This window comes from Bradyrhizobium sp. Tv2a-2, from assembly GCF_000472425.1.
In the GTDB taxonomy this organism is placed as follows: Bacteria; Pseudomonadota; Alphaproteobacteria; order Rhizobiales; family Xanthobacteraceae; genus Bradyrhizobium.
This window is the reverse complement of record NZ_AXAI01000006.1, coordinates 105,318-126,761: the sequence shown is the minus strand read 5'-3', so window position 1 is coordinate 126,761 and position 21,444 is coordinate 105,318. Positions and strand designations below refer to the sequence as shown.

Here is a 21,444-nt window from a genome sequence, read left to right as displayed (position 1 = left end):
TTCTCCGCCTATTCCGCTCATATCATACCGGCGCGCCCGATTTCACCAGCTTGTAGACCAGCGAATCCATCAGCGCCTGAAACGAGGCATCGATGATGTTCGGCGAGACGCCAACCGTGGTCCAGTTCTCGCCGGTCTCGTCCTCGCTCTCGATCAGCACACGCGTCACGGCCTCGCTGCCGCCATTGAGGATGCGCACGCGATAATCGATCAGCTTCAGCCCCTCGATGTATTTCTGGTATTTGCCGAGATCCTTGCGCAGCGCGACATCGAGCGCGTTGACCGGGCCGTTGCCTTCGGCCGCCGAGATCAGCCGCTCGCCGGCGACATCGACCTTCACCACCGCAAGCGCCACCGTGACGCGCTGGCCGTTGGAATTGTAGCGCTGCTCGACATTAACGTCGAACTGCTCGACCCGGAAATATTCCGGCACATGACCGAGCGTGCGCCGCGCCAGCAGCTCGAAGGAGGCGTTAGCGGATTCATAGGCGAAGCCGGCCGCCTCCCGCTCCTTCAGCTCCTCGACCAGGCGCGTCAGCTTCGGATCGCTCTTGTCGTAGGGAATGCCGGCGCGATCGAGCGCCGCGATCACATTCGAGCGGCCGGCCTGATCGGAGACCAGCACCTTGCGATGGTTGCCGACCGCCTCAGGCGCGACGTGCTCATAGGTCTGCGGATCTTTCAGCACGGCGGAGGCATGAATGCCGGTCTTGGTGACGAAGGCGCTTTCGCCGACATAGGGCGCATGCCGGTTCGGCGCGCGATTGAGCATGTCGTCAAGCGTACGCGATACGCCCATCAGGCTCGCGAGCTTCTCATCGGACACACCGATCTCGAAGCGGTCGGACAACTCCGGCTTCAGCTTCAAGGTCGGGATCAGCGAGCAGAGATTTGCATTGCCGCAGCGCTCACCGAGCCCATTCAGCGTGCCCTGGATCTGCCGCGCGCCCGCGCGCACCGCGGCAAGGGAATTGGCGACCGCCTGCTCGGTGTCGTTATGGGCGTGGATGCCGACATGGTCGCCGGGAATGTGCTTGGTCACCTCGGTGACGATGGTCTCGACCTCATGCGGCATGGTGCCGCCGTTGGTGTCGCACAGCACCACCCAGCGCGCGCCGGCCTCGTAGGCGGTCTTGGCGCAGGCCAAAGCGAACTCGGCATTCTCCTTGTAGCCGTCGAAGAAGTGCTCACAATCGAGCATGACCTCACGGCCCCCCTTTTTTGCGGCGGCAACGCTGTCGCGGATGGAGGCGAGGTTTTCCTCGTTGGTGGTCTCCAGCGCCACTCGCACCTGGTAGGCGGAGGATTTTGCGACGAAGCAAATCGCATCGGCCCTGGCTTCAAGCAGCGCAGCGAGGCCAGGATCGTTGGAGGCCGAGCGCCCCGGCCGCCGCGTCATGCCAAACGCGGTGAAGCGTGCATGATCGAGCTTCGGCTTGTCCGCGAAGAACTCGTTGTCGAGCGGATTGGCGCCGGGATAGCCGCCCTCGACATAGTCGATGCCGAGGTCATCAAGCATCTGCGCGATGACCTGCTTGTCGGTGAGGGTGAAGTCGACGCCGTTGGTCTGCGCGCCGTCGCGCAGCGTGGTGTCGAAGAGGTAGAGGCGCTCGCGGCTCATTGTTGTCCCCCCGCCTCTCCGTCGCCGAGTGTCTTTTGCATCGTGGTGTTGGCGAGCCATTCGCCGTTTACCGTGACGCTGTTGCGCTGTTGCGCGACATAGCCGCGTTTTTTGAAGAAATCGAGCGCGTTGTCGCTGGCATCGACGGACAAATTCTTGGCGCCCCGGGCTCCTGCGAGCTTCTCCAATGCGTCGCACAGCATGGCGCCGACGCCCTGCCCGGCCACGCTCGGATGCACATAGAGCATGCCGATTTGGTCATTGCCTCTAAGCGACGCAAACCCGACCGGCGAATTCTGCACGGTTGCGATCAAAGTCAGCTCGCCAGCCAGCTTCTTGCCAAACGCCGCCTCGTCCTCGGCGACCTCGGCCCAGGCCTCCTGCTGCGCCTCGCTGTAATCATCACCGGTCAGCTCCTGGATGGCGGCAACGAAGATCGCCGCCAGCATCGGCACATCGGCCGGCAGGAACGGCCGCAGAGCGGGTCTTGGCATGGATTGGGCCATCATCGCGCGACCTCCCAGGTGGTGCCGTCCTTGGAATCCTTGATGACGACCCCGATCGCGGCGAGCTCGTCGCGAATGCGGTCGGACTCCCCGAAATCCTTTCGCGCACGTGCAGCGGTGCGCTCAGCGATCAAGGCCTCGATCTTCGCCACATCGATGCCGCTCGCGCTGCGCTTCCGGCTTTCCCACTGTTCAGCGCTCTCGCCCAGGAATCCGATCAGACGCAACGAGCTTGCGAGTGCACCGCGATCGGCTTCGCTTCGGGCGCTATTGCGCAGGCCGTGCAGCGCCGCGATCATCTGCGGCGTGTTGAGATCGTCCGCCAGCGCCTCGATGACGACGCCGGCCGGCTCGCCGCCGCGGACATCGGCGGCGAAGCGATACCAATCGTCGAGCGTCTTGGCACTCTCCTCCACGCTCTTGAGCGTCCAGTCGATCGGCGAACGGTAGTGCGTCTTCAGCATGCTGAGGCGCAGCACCTCGCCCGGCCAGTCCGCCAGCAGATCGCGAATGGTGATGAAGTTGCCGAGGCTCTTCGACATCTTCTCGCCTTCGACCTGCAGGAAGCCGTTGTGCATCCAGAAATTCGCCATGCGGTTCTCGTGGAACGCGCAGCAGCTCTGTGCGAGCTCATTCTCGTGATGCGGGAACACGAGATCGATGCCGCCGCCATGAATGTCGAATTGCTCGCCGAGATGCTTCCACGACATCGCGGAGCACTCGATATGCCAGCCGGGCCGACCCTCCGCCTTGATGCCGGCCGGCGACGGCCAGGACGGCTCGCCGGGCTTGGAGGGCTTCCAGAGTACGAAGTCGGTGGCGTCCCGCTTGTACGGCGCGACATCGACGCGGGCGCCCGCGATCATCTCGTCCAGCGAACGATTGGAGAGCGAGCCGTAGCGCGGCAGCAGCGTGTTCGCCGTATTCATCGCCTGCGGCGAGAACAATACGTGGTCCTCGGCGACATAGGCAAAGCCACCGGCAACGAGCTTTTCGATGATCACGCGCATTTCCGCGATGTGCTCGGTCGCGCGCGGCTCGACCGTCGGCCGCAGCGCGCCCAGCGCATCGACGTCCTCGTGGAACTGTTTGTCGGTGATTTCCGTGACCTTCCGAATCGCTTCGTTTAGCGGCAGTTCCGGAAAGTCGCGGCATGCGCGATCGTTGATCTTGTCGTCGACGTCGGTGATGTTGCGGACGTAAGTGACGTGATCCGCGCCATAGAGATGACGCAGCAGGCGGAACAGCACGTCGAACACGATCACCGGCCGCGCATTGCCGATATGGGCGAAGTCGTAGACCGTCGGTCCGCAGACATACATGCGGACGATGTTGGGATCGAGCGGCTTGAAGGTTCGCTTGTCCCGCGAAAACGTATCGTAGAATCGCAATTCCATGGATCCCGTCCCTGCCGGCCGGGCGTCCAGTAATCTCAAGATTTTTGAGAAAAGACGGCCTCAGCCAGCGAATAGCTAGCTCATAATCTCGCGGCTAACGCAGCAAATGGCGAGGAAACCGTTCATGAATCCACCATGGGGCAAGCGGGGGCTTGGCGTCAAGGGTCGCGAAAAAGCCTTTTTTGGCTCCAAAACGATCCTCGCCGCCGCCATGGTTAATCATTCTTAGGGATTTAGGCTTATTCAATGAAGGCGGTCCCCTCGCTCGTCGGTGCATCATGCGATCCCTCATCACGCTTCTTGCGTGCCTGCTCCTCATGGGAGCCACGGCTGCGCGCGCCGAAACCAAGGTCTTCATCATCGCCAACGAAGCCGACGGCTACGGCGTCGACCAGTGCCTGGCCAAGGGCGACAAATGCGGCGCGCATGCTGCGCTCTCCTACTGCCGATCACGCGATTTTGCGGAGGCCTCCTCATACCGCCGCGTCGACCCCGACGAAGTTACCGGGTCGGTTCCGAAGGCGGCCGGACACTGCCCGCGCGGCGGCTGCAACGAATACGTCGCCATCACCTGCCAGCGCTGAAGCGCTTGGTTTCGCAATCCTCCGCGCCGCCCCGGTGCCGCGGAAACGACGTGACCTTGCCGGAAGAAGCGGCTATGGGAGGCGCCTGCGGCCGGTGGGCTGCGAACTCCTTCTGACGGCCTGATATGCTCCATCTCTTCTCTGCATTCTCGACCCGACGGTTCCTTGCCTGCGCTGCGCTCGCAAGCAGCGTGCTGCTGAGCGGAGTTGCATCGGCGCAGATGCAGCCGCCGCCGGGTCCGCAAGGCGCACCGCCGCCACCCGGTGGTGCCGTCAACCCGGTCTGTCCGCGGCTCGAGGCCCAGCTCGCCACCATCGACCGTGGCGGCAGCAACGATCCCGGCAAGGATGAGCAGATCCGCCGCTATCAGGATGCCGCTGCCAGGCAGCAGTCCGAGCTCGACCGCCTCACTGCGCAAGCGCGGCACATGGGCTGCGACTCCTCCGGCTTCTTCTCGCTGTTCTCCGGCCAGTCGGCGCAATGCGGCCCGATCAACAACCAGATCCAGCAGATGCGCACCAATCTCGACCAGATGACGTCGAGCCTGGAGCGGCTGCGCGGCGGCGGGCTCGGTGCAGATCGCGACAACCAGCGCCGCTCGGTCCTGATCGCGCTCGGCCAGAACAATTGCGGCCCGCAATACGCGCAGTTTGCCAATGCCGGCGGCGGCGGTGGTCCCGGCAATTTCCTGAGCAATCTGTTCGGCAACAATAATCCGAATCCGAGCGGCAGCATCATGTCGCCGCCGGGCGGCCCCGACATGGGCCCGCCCTCTGGGACCTATCGCACCGTCTGTGTCCGCACCTGCGACGGCGGTTATTTCCCGATCTCGTTTGCAACCGTACCTGCGCGATTCCCCGACGACGAAAAGAGCTGCAAGGCGCTGTGCCCGGCCACCGAAGCGAACCTCTACGCCTATCGCAACCCGGGCGAGGACATCAACCAGGCGGTGTCCGTCAATGGCCAGCCCTATACCGCCCTGCCCAACGCCTTCCGCTACCGCAGCGAGTTCAACCCGTCCTGCGCCTGCCGTGCGCCGGGCCAGAGCTGGGCGGATGCGTTGAAGTCGGTCGACGACAAGGCCGAGGCCCAGCAGCAGGGCGACATCATCGTCACCGAAGAGAGCGCCAAGAAGATGCAGCGGCCGCTGACCAGGCAGCCGCCTGCCTCTGCCGCCAAGAAGGGCGCGACGACGGCGACCGCGCCGGCCACCGGCCCCGACACGACCGCGCAGGCGCCCGCCGATACCACGCCGCCCGCCTCCGACAACAAGCAGATCCGCACGGTGGGACCGACCTTTATCCCGGCGCGCTAAAGCGCGATGAGATTGAGTTCAATCGTCATCGTGCTTTGGGTCTTTGATTGAGCATGATCTCTTCGGACACTTTTCCGGATCATGCTTTAGGGTCATCTGCTGGTTGAAGCTAGCCGTCGAACGACTCCGCGGAGGCGCGGCCCGCGCGCGCAACCAAGCTCTGATCGGGCTCGGGTAACGCCTTGCCGGAGTCGCGGAACCGGTTGGTGATGGGATAGCGGCGGTCGCGGCCGAAATTCCGGCCGGTCACCTTCACGCCCGGCGCTGCCTGCCGCCGCTTGTATTCGGCAATGTTCAGAAGCCGGTCGATGCGGGCCACCATTTCGCGATCGAAACCGGCCGCGACGATCGCGGCCAGCGGCTCATCGCGCTCGACCAGCCGTTCCAGAATGCCGTCCAGGACGTCGTAAGGCGGCAGCGAATCCTGGTCGGTCTGGTTCTCGCGCAGCTCCGCAGTCGGCGGCCGCGTGATGATGCTGGGCGGAATGACCTCCCCCGACGGACCGAGCGCGCCCTGCGGCTTCCAGCCGTTGCGCAACGCCGAGAGGCGGAACACCTCGGTCTTGTAGATGTCCTTGATCGGGTTGAAGCCGCCGTTCATGTCGCCATAGAGCGTGGCGTAACCGACCGACATTTCCGATTTGTTGCCCGTCGTCACCACCATGGCGCCGGTCTTGTTGGAGATCGCCATCAACAACGTGCCGCGGGCGCGCGCCTGCAGATTCTCCTCGGTGATGTCGCGCGGCAGCCCCGCAAAGGGGTCCGACAGGATCGCCTCGAATCCCTCCACCGCTGTCGCAATCGGCAGCACCTCGTAGCGGATGCCGAGTTGCCCTGCGAGCTTCGCCGCATCGTCCAGCGACACCTGCGCGGTGAAGCGATAGGGCAGCATCACGCCCCGCACCTGGTCGGCGCCGAGCGCGTCCACCGCGATCGCCGCGCACAGCGCAGAGTCGATGCCGCCGGAGATGCCGAGCAGCACGCCCGGAAAGCCGTTCTTGCGGACATAGTCGCGCAGGCCCAGCACGCAGGCCGCATAATCGGCCTTGTCGCCCTCGGGCAGCGGCGTGATCGGTGCGCTACAGCGCCAGCTGTCGCCGTCGCGGACCCAGCGCAGGGTCGTGATATTCTCGGCAAAGGCCGGCAGTTGCGCTGCGACCGAGAGATCGGCATTCAGCGCAAAGGAGGCGCCGTCGAACACAAGCTCATCCTGGCCGCCCACTTCATTCAGATAGATCAGCGGCAGCCCGCTCTCGGTGACACGCGCCACCGCAACCGACAGCCGCACGTCGTTTTTGTCGCGGGCGTAGGGCGAGCCGTTCGGCACCACAAGAATCTCCGCGCCTGTCTCCGCCAGGCACTCGACGACGTTCTCGTAGTCTTCGGACTCCTCGAGCCAGATGTCCTCGCAGATGGGCACACCGACCCGCACACCCTTGATGGTCACAGGCCCCGCAGCGGGCCCGCGTGCGAACAGGCGCTTTTCGTCGAACACTCCGTAGTTCGGCAGGTTCGCCTTGTAGCGGATGGCCGCGATGCGGCCGCCGTCGAGCAGCGCGCAGGCGTTATAAAGCTTGCCGTCGTCGACCCAGGGGGTGCCGATCAGCATCGCCGGCCCGCCATCGGCGGTCTCCCGCGCCAGCGTCTCGATTGCTGTCCGGCACGCGGCCTGGAAGGCAGGCTTGTGCACGAGGTCCTCCGGCGGGTAGCCGGCGATGAACAATTCGGAGAAGACGACAAGATCGGCGCCATCGGCAGCCGCCTTCGCCCGCGCCGCGCGCGCTTTCGCAGCATTGCCCTCGACATCGCCCACGGTCGGATTGAGCTGGGCGAGCGTGATGATGAACTGGTTGGTGCGTTCGGTCATGGAATTAAGGTGTAGCTGCGCCGCCCCCTCTGCAATGCTGAATTAGAACACACCTAAGCGCTCGGCGATGGCGAACAGCCAGAAGATGCCGGCCATGATCAGGATGACTCCGACTGCCGCCGATCCCATGTCCTTGACATGCTTGATCTTGGTGTCGTGCTCCATGGTCAGGCGGTCGGCGAGCTTCTCGATCGCGGTGTTGAGCAATTCCACGGTGAGCACCAGCACCACCGTGGCGACGAGCTCGACGGCGCGCATCACCGTCGCCCCGACCAGCCAGGCGGCCGGCAGCGACAGGATCAGCGCGACGAGCTCCTCGCGAATGGCCTGCTCGGAGCGGACCGCGAAGACCAGGCCGTTATAGGAGTTGATGGTCGCCCGCCAGAACCGCACCAAATCTCAAAACCCCGCGGCCGCCGGCACCGGCTTCACCTTGCCTGCCCGCTCCTGCTTCAGCAGCTCGGCGACCAGGAAGGCCATATCGATCGACTGTTCGGCATTGAGGCGCGGATCGCAGACCGTGTGATAGCGGTCGTTGAGGTCCTCATCCGTGATGGCGCGGGCGCCGCCGATGCATTCGGTGACGTCCTTGCCCGTCATCTCCAGATGCACGCCGCCGGCATGGGTGCCTTCGGCGCCGTGGATGGCGAAGAAGCTCTTCACCTCCGCCAGGATGCGGTCGAACGGCCGCGTCTTGTAGCCTGATGTCGAGGTGATGGTGTTGCCGTGCATGGGATCGCATGACCAGATCACGACCTTGCCCTCGCGCTGAACGCTGCGGATCAAGGCCGGCAGATGGTCGCCGATCTTGTCGGCGCCGAAGCGGCCGATCAGGGTCAGCCGGCCCGGCTCGTTGTCGGGGTTGAGGACGTCGATCAGCTTGAGGAGGTCGTCCGGCTTCAGCGACGGCCCGCATTTGAGGCCGATCGGATTCCTGATGCCGCGGAAATATTCGATATGGCCGTGGTCGAGCTGACGAGTGCGGTCGCCGATCCAGATGAAATGGCCGGAGGTTGCGTACCAGTCGCCGGTCGTGGAATCGACGCGGGTCATGGCCTGCTCATAGCCGAGCAGCAGCGCCTCGTGGCTGGTGTAGAAATCGGTCGCGCGGAGCTCGGGATGGCTTTCCAGGTCGAGCCCGCAGGCACGCATGAAGTTCAGAGCCTCCGAGATGCGATCAGCCAGCTCTTTGTAACGGCGAGACTGCGGTGAATCCTTCAGAAAGCCCAGCATCCACTGGTGAACGCTGGCCAAATTGGCATAGCCGCCGGTCGCGAAGGCGCGCAGCAGGTTGAGTGTCGCCGCCGACTGCCGGTAGGCCATCAACTGGCGCTGCGGATCGGGCGCGCGAGCTTCGGCGGTGAAAGCGATGTCGTTGACGATGTCGCCGCGGTAGCTCGGCAGCTCGACGCCGTCCAGCTTCTCGGTCGGCGAGGAGCGCGGCTTTGCAAATTGCCCGGCGATGCGGCCAATCTTCACCACCGGAACCGCGCCGGCGTAGGTCAGCACCACCGCCATCTGCAGGAACACGCGGAAGAAATCGCGGATGTTGTTGGCGCCGTGCTCGGCAAAGCTCTCGGCGCAATCGCCGCCCTGCAGCAGGAAGGCTTCGCCGGCCGCCACCCGCGCCAGCGCCTTCTTCAGGTTGCGGGCCTCACCGGCAAAGACCAGCGGCGGGAACGTCGCAAGCTGAGCCTCCACATCGGCCAGCGCCTTGGTGTCGGGGTAGTCGGGGATCTGCACCACCGGCTTGGACCGCCAGCTGTCGGGGGACCAGCGCTCGGACATCACGTGAACTCCTCAAGCAAAAACCGCGACTTAATCGTAACTTGCAGGCGCCGCCTTATACAGGGGCTGTTGCAGGGCCGCTACCATCGATTTCAAATTTCGGGACAAGCCCTTGCGAGACAAGCTGAATTCTCCTTTGCTCAAGCAACGTCGAAAGACGCCCCAGGACCGGGGACGCCTTGAGAGACCGGCAGGGAAATCGCAATGAGCACGGCCACGCTGGACGATGTCTTAAGCGATGACATCATCATTCCCGCAACCGACGGCTATCCGCTGGCGGCCACGCTGTTTCTGCCCCGCACCGCCAGGCGCAATGCCGTGGTCATCAGTTCGGCCACCGCGACGCCCCGTCGGGTCTATCGCGGCTTTGCCGGCTACCTCGCGCATTCTGGGTTCGCCGTCCTGACCTACGATTATCGCGGCATCGGCGGTTCCCGGGGCCTCGCGGTCGAGGGCAACAGGCGGCCGAAATCGCTGGCCGGCTTCAAGGCCTCGATGGCCGACTGGGCCGCGCTCGATGCGACCGCCGCGGTGGGCTGGATGCGTGAGCGCTACCGGGATCTGCCGCTCTCCTATGTCGGCCATTCCTTCGGCGGCCAGGCGCTCGGGCTTCTGCCCAACAATGGCGAGGTGTCGCGCGCGCTGTTCGTCTCGGCGCAAGCGGCCTACTGGAAGCTGATGGCCTCGCCCGAGCGCTACCGCGTGTTTGCGCTGATGAGCCTCGTCGGCGTCCCCCTCACCTATCTGCTCGGCTATGCGCCCGGCCGCAGCGGCATCGGCGAAGATCTGCCCAAGGGCGTGTTCCTGCAATGGACCCGATGGGTGATGAGCCCGCGCTATCTGTTCGACGACGCCACGCTCGCGGGACTGCCAAACTTTCCGAACTTCAAGGGCGCGTTGCGCGCGCTTACCTTCACCGACGATCCCTGGGCGACGCTGCCGGCGGTCGAGCTGCTCTGCAGGGGCCTCTCCGGCGCCGCGGCAGAAATCGTCCCGGTCAATCCGGCCGAGCTTGGCGCCAAGAAGATCGGTCATTTTGGTTTTTTCCGTCCCGAGCACTGCGACACGCTGTGGCGTGGGGCGGCGGAATGGCTGGCGGGAGAATAGCAACGGCGCTTCGGCGTAGGCAGTGAGCCATACCGCGGAATCTTTCGGTAGGGCCCGGTGGCAGACGACCTTCGCAAAACACCGGCCTGTGGTTATGGGCCTTCGCCGGGACGACGCGCAGGGATATTTCGGTTCAAATTTCAAAACAGCGTCGTCCGTCATTGCGAGCGAAGCGAAGCAATCCAGAGCACTGCGTGCGGCTCTGGATTGCTTCCATCTGCGCGCAAGTGCGCCCTCGGCGGACACGGTCGTCGCTTTGCTCCTCGCAATAATGAAAGAGACGTCAGCTCGCGTTCTCGCGACGGCATCCGCCCGAGTCTTGCATCATCGTCACCCTCAAAAGATGAGGGCACAGGCAAGGCCGGGTGGCGGCCGCTGCACCCGGGGCTCCCGCGCAAAAGGAATTTGCGCGAGCGCGCGCATGAGTGCGGATGGTGATCCGGCAAAAGGAAGCCCCCGAGTTCGGCCCGGGCTAAACAAACGGCGAGCACAAAGCGCTGCCCGCTCGGCCCCGCGCAGGTCATTGAGTTATTTTTCGCCGTCGCGAGCGTCATTGGGCTCTTGCAGCGCACCCTCGAGCCACAGAGGGATGCTGCCCGATGGAATAAGCCGTTTCGGCAAATGCGGATTGAGCGTACCGGCGAAGACGACCAATCCCTCATCGAACTTCGCTCGTGCGAAGTCCTTGGCCTCAGTCTCGGTTTCAAATGTCCTGGTAACGCGCGCATTTCGTCGCTTGGGCAAAAGACCGCGTTTGTGTGTTTCGAAACTAACGTACCAAACGTGCGGCATCGCTCACCCAACGATTGAAGCATCACAACCGAGCTTTTGGCGTTTCAAGCCGGTCCTGTGCGAATGACGGTCAACACTGACGCCAAGAGCGATGCCGGTGTTCCCCTCGATGTTCGATAAAAGGACGGAATTGTTGGTGCCGCTGATTGATCCAAATCAACCGTCGTTGCCGTGGCCAAGCGAACCCCGATGCCTGCACGGCTCGCGTACATGACCGCAGACGCGGCGTCGGCGGCCCGAGGGGGTGGGTCGAGGGCCGCCGCACCGGTGAGGGAAGCGCGTGATGCGCAAGCCACCATCACGATTCCATTTGAGGCAATCCGGCTGCAGGTTGCAATTGTCCTTCGGGGCAATCAAGCGTCAGCACAGCTGCCGGATATTCGCAGCTGAACCAACGGTGCTAGGGCTTAGGCATCGCCCTGCCCGCCCAAAGAGAACGCGCCCTTTGGCAATCTACGCTGAGTCCTTGCTGCTGCGCTTGCAGGCCGGGCCGGTTGATCAGGATGTTGTACGGCGTGCCGAAGGCGATCGCAGACAGGCCGACGATCCAACGGGTCACTGCAACGATGACCTGGTCCAAAGCCTGCGCCGGGGCGATCGTGACGCGGTCATAACGCCTGAAAATTGCACGTGGGACCTGACACGAGCGGCGGCTTTGAATAAGCCGCCGCTTCGATCTAACATCGTCCGAATCTTCGTCGGCCCGGACAACGCGGGCGGCGGCAATATGTCACGGGAATGGGACGATCGGGATGAACCAGGCTGCCTACGCCGCCGTCGATTGGGGTACGAGCAGCTTCCGCCTCTGGCTGGTAGACCGCTCCGGCCAGCCGCTCACTGAGCGGCGCAGCGATGAGGGCATGACGGTGGCGGCCAAAAGCGGCTTTTCCGCCGTGCTGCAGTCGCATCTTGCAGCTGTCGACGCCGCGCCTGACCTGCCCGTTATCATCTGCGGCATGGCCGGCGCGCGCCAGGGCTGGGTCGAAGCCGGCTATGTCGACGCCCCGGCTCCACTTGATGCGATCCTGGCGGGCGCCGTGAGCGTATCAGGACAGTCCCGCGACATCCGTATCCTGCCGGGCATCGCGCAACGCGACACAAGCGCGCCGGACGTGATGCGCGGCGAAGAAACCCAGCTGCTCGGCGCGCTTGGCAACGAAGCCGTGAGTGAGGCGCTGGTGTGCATGCCGGGCACGCATTCGAAATGGGCCGAGGTGAGAAGCGGAACGGTTGCACGCTTTGCAACCTTCATGACTGGTGAGCTCTTCAGCGCCATCTCGCGCGAGACCATCCTGTCGCATGCGCTGACAGGCGCCGAGGCGACAGAAGACCGCGGCGCGTTCCAGGACGCCGTCGTGGCCGCGTTCAAGGCCCCTGCGTTCGCCGCCAACCTGCTGTTCCGGGTGCGCTCGCGCCAGCTCCTGTTCGGCGGCACGCCGGCCGAAGCGCGCGGGACGATTTCGGGGACGCTGATCGGGCTCGAACTTGCCGCGGGGCTTGCGAAGCATATGCCGCGCGGAAGCGTCACGCTGGTGGCGTCGGGCAGGTTAGCGGCGTTCTATCGATTGGCGTTCGACACGCTCTCGGTTGCCGTGCAGCCGATCGATGCCGACGAGGCCGTGCTGGCCGGCCTCTCCCGGGCCGCCTCGGCGATCTGGAAGAGATAAGAGGATAGCAGCGAATGAGCCACGTTCCCTTCCCCGCGATGAAGCGCCCGCTGGTTGCAATCCTGCGCGGCATCAGGCCTGACGAAACGCAAGCGATCGTGGGCCAGCTGCTCGAGAGCAGCTTCACCGCGATCGAGATTCCGCTCAACTCGCCGGATCCGTTCCGCTCCATCGAGATCGCGGTGAAGATGGCGCCTGCCGAAGTGCTGATCGGTGCCGGCACGGTGCTCACCACCGAGGCCGTCGAGCAGTTGCATGACGTCGGCGGCCGGCTCATGGTGACGCCGAACACCGACGCGGACGTGATCGCGCGGGCACGAGCACGCGGTATGGTCACCATGCCCGGCGTCTTCACCGCGACCGAAGCGCTGCTGGCGGCAAAATGCGGCGCCTCCGGCCTGAAATTTTTTCCTGCCAGCGTACTGGGGGCTGCGGGCATCACCGCCATCCGCGCCGTGTTGCCGGCGGACCTGATGATCGCCGCCGTCGGCGGCGTCTCGGACAAGAATTTCTCTGATTATGTCAGCGCCGGAATTTTTGCCTTCGGTCTTGGTGGCAGCCTGTACAAGCCGGGGATGACCGCAGCAGACATCAAAGAGCGCGCCAGGATGACGATCGACGCCTATGACGCGGCCGTGCAAGGCGCGACGGGCTAAAAGCATTTCTGGTTCTGATTGAATCAGAACCGGAGCTCTAGATTCTTGTTTTGACGGGTTTTCTTCACGCGAACCGGTCCCCACTTCGCTCGAAAACACTCTAAAAGCATGATCCGGAAAAGTGTGTAGCGGCTTTTCCGAACAGATCATGCTCAATCAAGGACCTAAAGCGCGATGATGATTCAACCGAATCTCATCGCGCTTTAGACAAGACGCGCCTATTCCGCCGCCAGCCGCACGTGCCGCGCGGTCGGCGTCCGCATGGTCACAAGCTCTTCCGCTGCGGTCGGATGCAGCGCGACGGTTGAGTCGAAGTCGGCCTTGGTCGCCTTCATCTTCACCGCGATTGCGACCGCCTGAATGGTCTCGGCGGCATAGTCCCCGACGATATGGCAACCGAGCACTCGGTCAGTCGCGCCGTCCACCACGAGCTTCATCAGGATGCGGGTATCGCGGCCCGACAGCGTCGCCTTCATCGGTTTGAACGTGGTCTTGTAGATGTCGACATGGCTATATTGCGCGCGCGCCTGCGTTTCCGTCAGCCCCACGGTGCCGATCTCGGGCTGGGTGAAGACTGCGGTCGGAACGTCGACATGGTCGGCCTTCACGTCGCGCTTGCCGAACACGGTGTCGGCGAAAGCATGGCCCTCGCGGATCGCCACCGGCGTCAGGTTGACACGATTTGTGACGTCGCCGATGGCATAGATGTTCGGCACCGATGTCTGGGAATAGGCGTTGACCGTGATCCCGCCATTGGCAGGATTGATGGCGACGCCTGCGTTCTCCAGCCCGAGATTGGCGACGTTCGGATGGCGGCCGATCGCGAACATCACCTGGTCCGAGGCAAGGCTCGAGCCGCTCGACAGATGCGAGATATATCCCTCGCCTGACTTCTCGACCTTCTCTACCGTGCAGCCGGTCAGGATCGAGATGCCCTCCTTCTCCATTTCGCTGCGGACATGGGCGCGGACGTCGTCGTCAAAGCCGCGCAAGATGTTGTCGCCGCGATAGACCACCGTGACGTCGGAGCCGAAGCCGGCGAAGATGCAGGCGAATTCCAGCGCGATATAGCCGCCGCCCTGGATCACGATCCGCCGCGGCAGCTTTTCCAGGTGAAACGCCTCGTTGGAGGAGATCACATGCTCGATGCCCTCGATCATGCGGCCGTGGTTGGGCGCGCCGCCCGTGGCGATCAGCACATATTTCGCGGTGACCTTTTCGCCGGTCGCAAGCCGCACCGCATGCGCGTCCTCCAGCACCGCGCGCGTCTTGACGATGCGGGTGCCGGATTTCTCGACATTGGTGGTGTAGGCCGCTTCCAGCCGCCCGATCTCCTTGTCCTTGTTGGCGATCAGGGTCGGCCAGTCGAAGGTCGCGTTCGCAATGGTCCAGCCGAATCCGGCGGCATCGGCGAGCTCATGGCGGATATGCGAGCCCATCACCAGGAGCTTCTTGGGCACGCAGCCGCGGATCACGCAGGTGCCGCCCATGCGGTATTCTTCCGCCACCATGACGCGGGCGCCGTAGCCCGCCGCGATCCGCGCGGCGCGCACGCCGCCCGAACCGCCTCCGATCACAAACAGGTCGACGTCGAAATCAGCCATAGTCGTACCCCGACCTGTTCCCCGACCTGTTCCTGGGCTGGTTAGATGTTCTTGCCGCGCTTGCGCATCTCGGCGCGGAATTCGCCGTTGACGATCTCGGCGAATTGCTGCGCCCACTGGTTCATATAGGACATGCTGAACTGGATGGCGCGCGGCTCGTTGGCCAGCAGCTTCTGGCCGAGCGGTGATTTGTAGAAGGTGACGAGGTCTTTCAACTCCTGCTCGGTAAATTCATTGGCATAGATCTGCGCCATGCCCTCGTTGATCTCCTTCTCGCGGCCGGCAAGACGCTGCGCCACGATCACCGCGACCTCGTTGAGATCCTTCTGGTAGTTCAAATTGGACTGCAGAAGCGTATCCTTGGTCCGCTCGACGATGTTCGGAACGGCGTTGGCGTACATCGCGGCGGCGTTCTTCATGGCCAGGATTTCCTTGGCCGCCGCGATCGCCGCAGGAGAGCCCGGCTTGAGCGTAGGCGCCTGCTGCTGCGCCGGCGCCTGCTGGGCCGAGGCGGGCAGACCGGCCACTGCCAGCACCACAAAAGCAGCCGGCAACATTTTGAAAACGCTCTTCATTCCGATTTCTCCTATTGCGGCTCAAGGCCGATCTATGACGCGTATTCCCTGCGCGCCCGCCAAGATTGCCTGAGTGGCCAGCCCGACGAACAACCCGTGCTCCACGACGCCGGGTATGGTGCTTAGAAGACCCGCCAGCCGGCGGGCGTCTTGTATGCGAGTAAGATGGGCGTCGACAATCCAGTGGCCGCCATCGGTGACAAAAACGTGGCCATCCTTGGCCTTGCGCAGCACCATCTCCCCGGAAACGCCGCTTTCCGCGCAGGCTTGCGCGATGGCGCGCCTGGTGGCGGCAAGCCCGAACGGGATCACCTCGACCGGCAAGGGAAAGCGGCCCAGCGTCGCCACCCATTTGGATTCGTCGGCAATCACGATCATGCGATCCGAGGCGGCGGCCACGATCTTCTCGCGGAGCAGCGCGCCGCCCCCGCCCTTGATCAGATCGAGCGCGCCATCGACCTCGTCGGCGCCGTCCACGGTGAGATCGAGCCGGTCGATCTCGTCCAGCGTTGTCAGGGGCACGCCGCAGCGGAGCGCATCAGCCCTGGTCGCTTCCGAGGTCGGAACGCCCACGACGTTAAGCCCGGCGCGGACCTTGTCGCCGAGCAGCTCGACGAAATACTTGGCCGTCGAGCCGGTGCCGAGCCCGAGCCGCATGCCGTCGCGTACCTCTTGCAACGCGCGCGCCGCTGCCTGCCGTTTCAACTCGTCCATCGACATACTCAAGAACCCGGCCCCAGAAACGCCCAAAGAGCTTGCGCCGGCCTCGCCCCCGGGCACCGGCGCGGGCATATCTAGCCTCGTTTTTCCCGGCCGGATAGCGCTAATGGCGGCCATAAGTGCAATCCAAAAGCCACACTCGCCCGGCATTCGGGTCCGGCCCCTTGCGTGATCACCTCGGGACCGATAGCGCTGTAAGGGATGGCTGCGTCCTGCCCCCTCATCGTCTTCGACCTCGACGGCACGCTGGTAGACACCGCGCCCGACCTGATCACCGCGCTCAATTATGTGCTGGCGCGCGAGGGCCTGCCCGCGGTTCCCCTGGCCTCGGCCCGCAACATGATCGGCGCCGGTGCCCGCAAGTTGATCGAGCGCGGGCTGGAGGTGGAGGGACGTGCGGCTACCTTCGACGACCTCAACCGCATGACCGCGGATTTCGTCGAATTCTATGCCGACCATATCGCGGACGCGTCTCGACCCTTCGAGGGCCTGGAAGCGGCGCTGGATGACCTCGTCTCGCGCGGTTACCAGCTTGCGGTCTGCACCAACAAGCTGGAATGGCTGTCCAGGCGGCTGCTGGATGCACTGGGCCTGACCGACCGGTTTGCCGCGATCTGCGGTGCCGACACTTTCGGGGTTTCAAAGCCGGATCCGACCATCCTGCGCCAGACTGTCGCCAAGGCCGGAGGCACTGTCATTTCAAGTGTGATGGTCGGGGATTCCGGCAATGACATCGGGGTCGCCCGCCGCGCCGGAATGCCCGTGATCGGGGTCAGCTTCGGCTACACCGATGTTCCCATCGTCGAACTGAAGCCTGACCGGCTGATCCACCATATGCGCGATCTGCCGGAGGCCGTCGGCGAGCTCTCGGCAGTTCCAGGCCACATCTAAACCCTTGAAAACTGTTCCGTTTCGGGACTCTCGTACCGGTATGCATTAACCATCAATTAACGATGCGCTCCCGCGCGGTTGCGCCGCTATCTTGACCCTCCTATGGTCGCCGCGGGATTACGGCAACTTGCCGCAAAGAGTGACGGATCGACCAAAATGCGGCGTGTTATCGCGACTGCCTTAGCCGGGGCTTGCGCCCTTGCGGGAGCAAGCCTGGGTGGTTGCTCGTCCACCTCCTTCAGCGACTATTTCAAATCCAAGCCGCCGAACATCCAGGTCCAGCTGGAGTCGCAGCCATCGGGCGCGGACGCCAAGACGTCGCTGGGACCTGGCTGCAAGACCCCCTGCTCGGTCTCGGTGCCCGCCCCTGACGCGAGCTTCACCGTGACCTACGCCCTCGCCAAATACCAGCCGGCGACCGTGACTGTAGCAGTGGTCAAGAACCCCGGCGACCTCACCACGTCCGCCACCACCACGACCGATCCGAACCCGGTGTTCGCAGAACTGCAGCCGGCGGGACCGCCGCCCAAGGCACGCAAGATGCACCCGAAGACGAAGCCCAAGCTGGCAGCGCCAGCCGATTCGGCGTTCCCCGATTCGAACGCCGCCCCGCCTCCTGGAAGCCGCTGACTTTCGCAGCGCAGCGTGAACGCTTCGCGACTCAATCCGGCAATCGTCGGATTGTCGGGGCTTGTATTGATGCTTACATTGCGGTGATGGGAAGCGGCCCGCAGCGGCTTGCGGCCGCCGCAGCTTGAGTTCCTTCATGACCGACGCCCCGTTTGACACTCTCTCCCACGCCTCGCGCGCGATGACCGATCCTTACGGACGGACCATCAGCTATCTGCGTGTCTCGGTCACCGACCGTTGCGACCTGCGCTGCTTCTATTGCATGGCGGAAGACATGACCTTCCTGCCGAAAGCCGATCTCTTGACGCTAGAGGAACTCGACCGGCTCTGCTCGGCCTTCATCGCCAAGGGCGTGAAGAAGCTTCGCCTCACTGGCGGCGAGCCGCTGGTCCGGCGCAACGTGATGTCGCTGGTGCGATCGCTCTCGCGTCACCTCAAGAGCGGCGCGTTGAACGAATTGACAATGACCAGCAACGCCACGCAGCTTGCGCGTCATGCCGCCGAGCTCGCCGATTGCGGCATCCGGCGCATCAACGTCTCCCTTGATACGCTCGACCCCGTAAAATTCCGGGCCATCACCCGCTGGGGCGAACTCGACAAGGTGCTGGCCGGCATCGAGGCCGCCCGCGCCGCGGGCCTGGCCGTGAAGATCAACGCGGTCGCCTTGAAGAACTTGAACGAGGACGAGATCCCCAGCCTGATGGAATGGGCGCACGGCAAGGGCATGGCACTCACCTTGATCGAGGTGATGCCGATGGGCGAGATCGGCGAAGGCCGCATCGACCAGTATGTGCCGCTCTCGGTGCTGCGTGCGCGCCTTGCCAAGCGATACACGCTGACCGACCTTGCGGAGAGCTCGGGCGGCCCGGCGCGCTATGTCCATGTCAGCGAGACCGGCGGCAAGCTCGGCTTCATCACGCCGATGACCCATAATTTCTGCGAGGCCTGCAATCGCGTGCGTATCACCTGCACCGGCACCCTCCACACCTGCCTCGGCCACGAGGATGCCGCCGATCTGCGCAAGCCGCTGCGTCTCTCTGCCGACGACGAGCTGCTCGCCACTGCCATCGACCGCGCCATCGGCTTGAAGCCCAAGGGCCATGATTTCATCATCGACCGCCGCCACAACCGCCCCAGCGTCTCTCGCCATATGAGCGTGACGGGGGGCTGAGGCGCTCCCGCGCATTCCACCTCGCCCCGCCTGCGGTCGCCTGCGGGAGAGGGAGAAGCGACGCCCCCTCCTCCACGTGTCCGATTTACCAAGGCACCGCAACGGCTTGCGGACGCGTCAATTTGCCCATTTTCCGATTGACGGCGAAAGGCGCGCTGGTTTACGTGCGATTGCTTTCGATGCCTGCTGGGCCGGATGGGCCGCTACGCCGGGTCGCGTAGTCAAGACGGCGAAAGCTTCATGTGGGAGGGACGGTCATTGCAATCGCTCCGACAGGTGAGCCGCGACTGCGCGAATTCCGCTCGCAGTGGCGAAACGATGCTTATTGCAGTTTTCGGCGCGCGCCCATAACGGCACCGCCGCGGAGAATACGATGCGCCCATTGCTGGCAATCAGTACTGCGATCGACCAGATCAACGAGAAGATCGGCTATGTCTGCAACCTGATGGTGCTGTTCGCCTGTCTGCTCAGCGCCGGCAACGCCATGATCCGCTACGCCTTCGACTACTCGTCCAACGGCTGGCTCGAGGCGCAATGGTACATGTTCGCGATCCTCGTGATGTTCGGGGCGTCCTACACCTTCAAGAGGAACGAGCATGTGCGGGTCGAGATCTTCTATCTCTTCCTGTCCGAGCGCGGCCAGCTCTGGCTCGACATGATCGGCACGCTGTTCTTCCTGATCCCGTCGTGCCTGTTGCTCGCCTATCTATCCTGGCCGTTCTTCATGCAGTCCTATTCGGTCGGCGAGATGAGCGGCAATGCCGGCGGCCTGCTCCGCTGGCCCATTAAATTCGTCATCCCTTCGGGCTTCGTGATGCTGGCGCTGCAGGGCGTCTCCGAGGTCATCAAGCGCGTCGCAGCTCTGAAGGGCGAAGTGACGATCGACGCCAAGTATGAGAGGCCGACCCAATGATCACGCTGGAAATGATGCCGCCTTTGATGTTCGGCGGCCTGGTTCTGGCGATGCTGATCGGCTTTCCGGTCGCCTTCACGCTCGCCGCCGTCGGACTCTCGTTCGGCTTCCTCGCCATCCATCTCGGCTTCTTCGACCTCAACTTCCTGCAGGCGATTCCGGGCCGCGTGTTCGGAAGCGTGCTCTCCAACGAGCTGTTGCTCGCGATCCCCTTCTTCACGTTCATGGGCGCGATCCTGGAGCGCTGCGGGCTTGCCGAGGACATGCTGGATTCGATGGGCCAGTTGTTCGGCCCGATCCGCGGCGGCCTCGGCTACTCCGTCATCATCGTCGGCTTCATCCTGGGGGCCATCACCGGCACGGTGGCGGCGCAGGTCATCGCCATGGCGCTGATCTCGATGCCGGTGATGATCCGCTACGGCTACAACATGCGCTACATCACCGGCGTGCTCGCGGCCTCCGGCACCATCACGCAGCTGGTGCCGCCCTCGCTGGTCCTGATCGTGCTCGCCGACCAGCTCGGCAAGTCGGTCGGCGACATGTATCTCGGCGCCTGGGGCCCGTCGATCTTCCAGATCATCCTGTTCGCCGGCTACACCTTCGTGCTCGGCATCTTCAAGCCCGACCACGTGCCGCCGGTGCCGAAAGAAGCGCGTACGCTGACCGGCTGGCCATTGTGGCGCAAATGCCTGCTCGGCATCATCCCCTCGGCGGTGCTGATCTTCGTCGTGCTCGGCACCATGATGATGGGGCTGGCGACGCCGACTGAAGCCGGCGCCATGGGCGCGGTCGGCGCCATCGTGCTTGCCGCCATACATCACAAGGACTTCAGCCGCACCGGCAGCAAGATCCTGATCGTTGGCGTGATCGCGGCTGGCATCGGCACCGTCATCGCCATGCTCTACACGGAGAACTTGATCTTCAAGCTGGCCTTTGCCGTTACCTATTTCGCGGTGGCCTGGATCTGCGTCGAAGCCGCTCGCATCCCGGAGCTGCGCGACCTGATCAAGCAGGGCTATCAGACGACCATGCGCATCACCACCATGGTTACCTTCATCCTGATCGGCTCGACCTGCTTCTCGGTGGTGTTCCTCGGCGTCTCCGGCGGCGTGTGGCTGGAGCACATGCTGACGTCCCTGCCCGGCGGTGTCTGGGGCTTCCTGATCTTCATCAACCTGTTCATCTTCTTCCTGGCGTTCTTCCTCGACTTCTTCGAGATCGCCTTCATCATCCTGCCGATGATCGCGCCGATTGCACAGAAGATCCTTGGGCCGGTGGTGGGAGAAGGACCGGCGCTGATCTGGTTCGGCGTGATGCTCTGCGTCAACATGCAGACCTCATTCCTGCACCCGCCATTCGGCTTCGCGCTGTTCTATCTGCGCGGCGTGGCGCCGAAGGAGGTCAAGAGTTCCGACATCTATTGGGGCGCCATGCCCTGGATCGGCCTGCAGGCGTTGATGGTCGCGCTCGTGATCGCCTTCCCGATCACTGTGACCGGCCTGCTGGACAAGCCCCAGAATATCGATCTCAACAAGGTCAAGATCGAAGTCCCGCAGATCGACCTGCCGCCGCTGGATCTGGGACCACCGAAGCAGTGATCCGTTCGGCAGTTGCGCTCAGCACTTAAAAAACCCCGGAG

The 21,444-nt window shown here is 63.8% G+C and carries 20 protein-coding genes; 10 read left to right on the top strand and 10 right to left on the bottom strand.

Annotation, left to right across the window (positions count from 1 at the left end; genetic code table 11):
• Nucleotides 1-22 precede the first annotated feature (22 nt).
• Genes cimA through cysS form a run of 3 tightly spaced genes read right to left on the bottom strand, consistent with a single transcriptional unit; the run spans nt 23 to nt 3,524 of the window.
• Complete coding sequence (gene cimA / locus A3AI_RS0113785; protein ID WP_024516143.1) at nt 23-1,621, bottom strand: citramalate synthase; 1,599 nt, start codon at nt 1,619-1,621, stop codon at nt 23-25.
• Complete coding sequence (locus A3AI_RS0113780) at nt 1,618-2,127, bottom strand: GNAT family N-acetyltransferase (RefSeq protein ID WP_024516142.1); 510 nt, start codon at nt 2,125-2,127, stop codon at nt 1,618-1,620. The genes cimA and A3AI_RS0113780 overlap by 4 nt, the downstream gene beginning before the upstream one ends.
• Nucleotides 2,127-3,524 carry a cysteine--tRNA ligase gene (gene cysS, locus A3AI_RS0113775; RefSeq protein ID WP_024516141.1) on the bottom strand — a complete coding sequence of 466 codons (1,398 nt, stop codon included), beginning with the start codon at nt 3,522-3,524 and terminating at the stop codon, nt 2,127-2,129. Before cysS ends, A3AI_RS0113780 begins: the two co-directional genes overlap by 1 nt.
• A 278-nt stretch (nt 3,525-3,802) precedes the next feature.
• On the opposite strand from cysS, the gene A3AI_RS0113770 reads away from it, so the two are divergent.
• Nucleotides 3,803-4,108, top strand: coding sequence for a hypothetical protein (locus A3AI_RS0113770; protein ID WP_024516140.1), 306 nt, complete (start codon nt 3,803-3,805; stop codon nt 4,106-4,108).
• A gap of 125 nt (nt 4,109-4,233) precedes the next feature.
• Entirely contained in the window at nt 4,234-5,424 is a 1,191-nt protein-coding gene (locus A3AI_RS0113765; protein ID WP_024516139.1) for a DUF2865 domain-containing protein, read from the top strand.
• 109 nt (nt 5,425-5,533) lie between these two features.
• On the opposite strand, the gene A3AI_RS0113760 is transcribed toward A3AI_RS0113765, so the two are convergent.
• From A3AI_RS0113760 to A3AI_RS0113750, 3 genes are read right to left on the bottom strand one after another with little or no spacing between them, the layout of a single operon-like run.
• Nucleotides 5,534-7,291, bottom strand: a complete 1,758-nt coding sequence (locus tag A3AI_RS0113760) for an NAD+ synthase (protein WP_024516138.1) — start codon at nt 7,289-7,291, stop codon at nt 5,534-5,536.
• Between the two features lie 42 nt (nt 7,292-7,333).
• Nucleotides 7,334-7,687 (bottom strand): diacylglycerol kinase, encoded by a 354-nt coding sequence (locus A3AI_RS0113755; RefSeq protein ID WP_024516137.1) that lies wholly within the window; start codon nt 7,685-7,687, stop codon nt 7,334-7,336.
• A 3-nt stretch (nt 7,688-7,690) separates the two neighbouring features.
• Nucleotides 7,691-9,079, bottom strand: a complete 1,389-nt coding sequence (locus tag A3AI_RS0113750; protein WP_024516136.1) for a class II 3-deoxy-7-phosphoheptulonate synthase — start codon at nt 9,077-9,079, stop codon at nt 7,691-7,693.
• A gap of 204 nt (nt 9,080-9,283) precedes the next feature.
• On the opposite strand from A3AI_RS0113750, the gene A3AI_RS0113745 reads away from it, so the two are divergent.
• Complete coding sequence (locus A3AI_RS0113745) at nt 9,284-10,186, top strand: alpha/beta hydrolase family protein (RefSeq protein ID WP_024516135.1); 903 nt, start codon at nt 9,284-9,286, stop codon at nt 10,184-10,186.
• Nucleotides 10,187-11,378: 1,192 nt separating this feature from the next.
• Here A3AI_RS0113745 and A3AI_RS0113735 read toward each other — a convergent pair.
• Nucleotides 11,379-11,558 carry a hypothetical protein gene (locus A3AI_RS0113735; protein ID WP_024516133.1) on the bottom strand — a complete coding sequence of 60 codons (180 nt, stop codon included), beginning with the start codon at nt 11,556-11,558 and terminating at the stop codon, nt 11,379-11,381.
• A 172-nt stretch (nt 11,559-11,730) separates the two neighbouring features.
• Here A3AI_RS0113735 and A3AI_RS0113730 point away from each other — a divergent pair, with 172 nt between their 5' ends.
• A complete protein-coding gene (locus A3AI_RS0113730) occupies nt 11,731-12,645 on the top strand; it encodes a 2-dehydro-3-deoxygalactonokinase (RefSeq protein ID WP_024516132.1) in 915 nt (304 codons plus the stop codon).
• Nucleotides 12,646-12,659: 14 nt separating this feature from the next.
• Complete coding sequence (locus A3AI_RS0113725) at nt 12,660-13,301, top strand: 2-dehydro-3-deoxy-6-phosphogalactonate aldolase (protein WP_024516131.1); 642 nt, start codon at nt 12,660-12,662, stop codon at nt 13,299-13,301.
• 218 nt (nt 13,302-13,519) lie between these two features.
• Here A3AI_RS0113725 and gor read toward each other — a convergent pair whose 3' ends face one another.
• The 3 genes from gor to rpiA are packed head-to-tail and all read right to left on the bottom strand — an operon-like array spanning nt 13,520 to nt 16,200.
• Nucleotides 13,520-14,905 carry a glutathione-disulfide reductase gene (gene gor, locus A3AI_RS0113720; RefSeq protein ID WP_024516130.1) on the bottom strand — a complete coding sequence of 462 codons (1,386 nt, stop codon included), beginning with the start codon at nt 14,903-14,905 and terminating at the stop codon, nt 13,520-13,522.
• A 41-nt stretch (nt 14,906-14,946) separates the two neighbouring features.
• Nucleotides 14,947-15,480, bottom strand: a complete 534-nt coding sequence (locus A3AI_RS0113715) for a DUF2059 domain-containing protein (RefSeq protein WP_024516129.1) — start codon at nt 15,478-15,480, stop codon at nt 14,947-14,949.
• 21 nt (nt 15,481-15,501) lie between these two features.
• Nucleotides 15,502-16,200 carry a ribose-5-phosphate isomerase RpiA gene (gene rpiA, locus A3AI_RS0113710; protein ID WP_024516128.1) on the bottom strand — a complete coding sequence of 233 codons (699 nt, stop codon included), beginning with the start codon at nt 16,198-16,200 and terminating at the stop codon, nt 15,502-15,504.
• A gap of 201 nt (nt 16,201-16,401) precedes the next feature.
• Between rpiA and gph the strand changes: the two genes are divergently transcribed.
• From gph to A3AI_RS0113685, 5 genes are all read left to right on the top strand, one after another.
• Complete coding sequence (gene gph / locus A3AI_RS0113705) at nt 16,402-17,091, top strand: phosphoglycolate phosphatase (RefSeq protein WP_024516127.1); 690 nt, start codon at nt 16,402-16,404, stop codon at nt 17,089-17,091.
• 156 nt (nt 17,092-17,247) lie between these two features.
• Complete coding sequence (locus A3AI_RS0113700) at nt 17,248-17,721, top strand: hypothetical protein (protein WP_024516126.1); 474 nt, start codon at nt 17,248-17,250, stop codon at nt 17,719-17,721.
• A gap of 136 nt (nt 17,722-17,857) precedes the next feature.
• Nucleotides 17,858-18,892, top strand: coding sequence for a GTP 3',8-cyclase MoaA (gene moaA, locus A3AI_RS0113695; protein WP_024516125.1), 1,035 nt, complete (start codon nt 17,858-17,860; stop codon nt 18,890-18,892).
• 373 nt (nt 18,893-19,265) lie between these two features.
• Nucleotides 19,266-19,805: a TRAP transporter small permease subunit gene (locus A3AI_RS0113690; RefSeq protein ID WP_024516124.1), complete on the top strand. Its 540-nt coding sequence runs from the start codon at nt 19,266-19,268 to the stop codon at nt 19,803-19,805.
• The gene (locus tag A3AI_RS0113685) at nt 19,802-21,403 is read left to right on the top strand and encodes a TRAP transporter large permease (RefSeq protein WP_024516123.1); all 1,602 of its coding nucleotides are present in this window, start codon (nt 19,802-19,804) and stop codon (nt 21,401-21,403) included. The genes A3AI_RS0113690 and A3AI_RS0113685 overlap by 4 nt, the downstream gene beginning before the upstream one ends.
• Nucleotides 21,404-21,444 lie beyond the last annotated feature (41 nt).

Coding starts and splice junctions, on each gene's coding strand:
- A3AI_RS0113690 (WP_024516124.1), top strand. CDS start 19,266: ATGCGCCCATTGCTGGCAATCAGTACTGCGATCGACCAGATCAACGAG.
- A3AI_RS0113700 (WP_024516126.1), top strand. CDS start 17,248: ATGCGGCGTGTTATCGCGACTGCCTTAGCCGGGGCTTGCGCCCTTGCG.
- rpiA (WP_024516128.1), bottom strand. CDS start 16,200: ATGTCGATGGACGAGTTGAAACGGCAGGCAGCGGCGCGCGCGTTGCAA.
- A3AI_RS0113745 (WP_024516135.1), top strand. CDS start 9,284: ATGAGCACGGCCACGCTGGACGATGTCTTAAGCGATGACATCATCATT.
- A3AI_RS0113685 (WP_024516123.1), top strand. CDS start 19,802: ATGATCACGCTGGAAATGATGCCGCCTTTGATGTTCGGCGGCCTGGTT.
- A3AI_RS0113770 (WP_024516140.1), top strand. CDS start 3,803: ATGCGATCCCTCATCACGCTTCTTGCGTGCCTGCTCCTCATGGGAGCC.
- gor (WP_024516130.1), bottom strand. CDS start 14,905: ATGGCTGATTTCGACGTCGACCTGTTTGTGATCGGAGGCGGTTCGGGC.
- A3AI_RS0113760 (WP_024516138.1), bottom strand. CDS start 7,291: ATGACCGAACGCACCAACCAGTTCATCATCACGCTCGCCCAGCTCAAT.
- A3AI_RS0113750 (WP_024516136.1), bottom strand. CDS start 9,079: ATGTCCGAGCGCTGGTCCCCCGACAGCTGGCGGTCCAAGCCGGTGGTG.
- A3AI_RS0113765 (WP_024516139.1), top strand. CDS start 4,234: ATGCTCCATCTCTTCTCTGCATTCTCGACCCGACGGTTCCTTGCCTGC.
- A3AI_RS0113780 (WP_024516142.1), bottom strand. CDS start 2,127: ATGGCCCAATCCATGCCAAGACCCGCTCTGCGGCCGTTCCTGCCGGCC.
- A3AI_RS0113715 (WP_024516129.1), bottom strand. CDS start 15,480: ATGAAGAGCGTTTTCAAAATGTTGCCGGCTGCTTTTGTGGTGCTGGCA.
- cimA (WP_024516143.1), bottom strand. CDS start 1,621: ATGAGCCGCGAGCGCCTCTACCTCTTCGACACCACGCTGCGCGACGGC.
- cysS (WP_024516141.1), bottom strand. CDS start 3,524: ATGGAATTGCGATTCTACGATACGTTTTCGCGGGACAAGCGAACCTTC.
- A3AI_RS0113725 (WP_024516131.1), top strand. CDS start 12,660: ATGAGCCACGTTCCCTTCCCCGCGATGAAGCGCCCGCTGGTTGCAATC.
- gph (WP_024516127.1), top strand. CDS start 16,402: ATGGCTGCGTCCTGCCCCCTCATCGTCTTCGACCTCGACGGCACGCTG.
- A3AI_RS0113730 (WP_024516132.1), top strand. CDS start 11,731: ATGAACCAGGCTGCCTACGCCGCCGTCGATTGGGGTACGAGCAGCTTC.
- moaA (WP_024516125.1), top strand. CDS start 17,858: ATGACCGACGCCCCGTTTGACACTCTCTCCCACGCCTCGCGCGCGATG.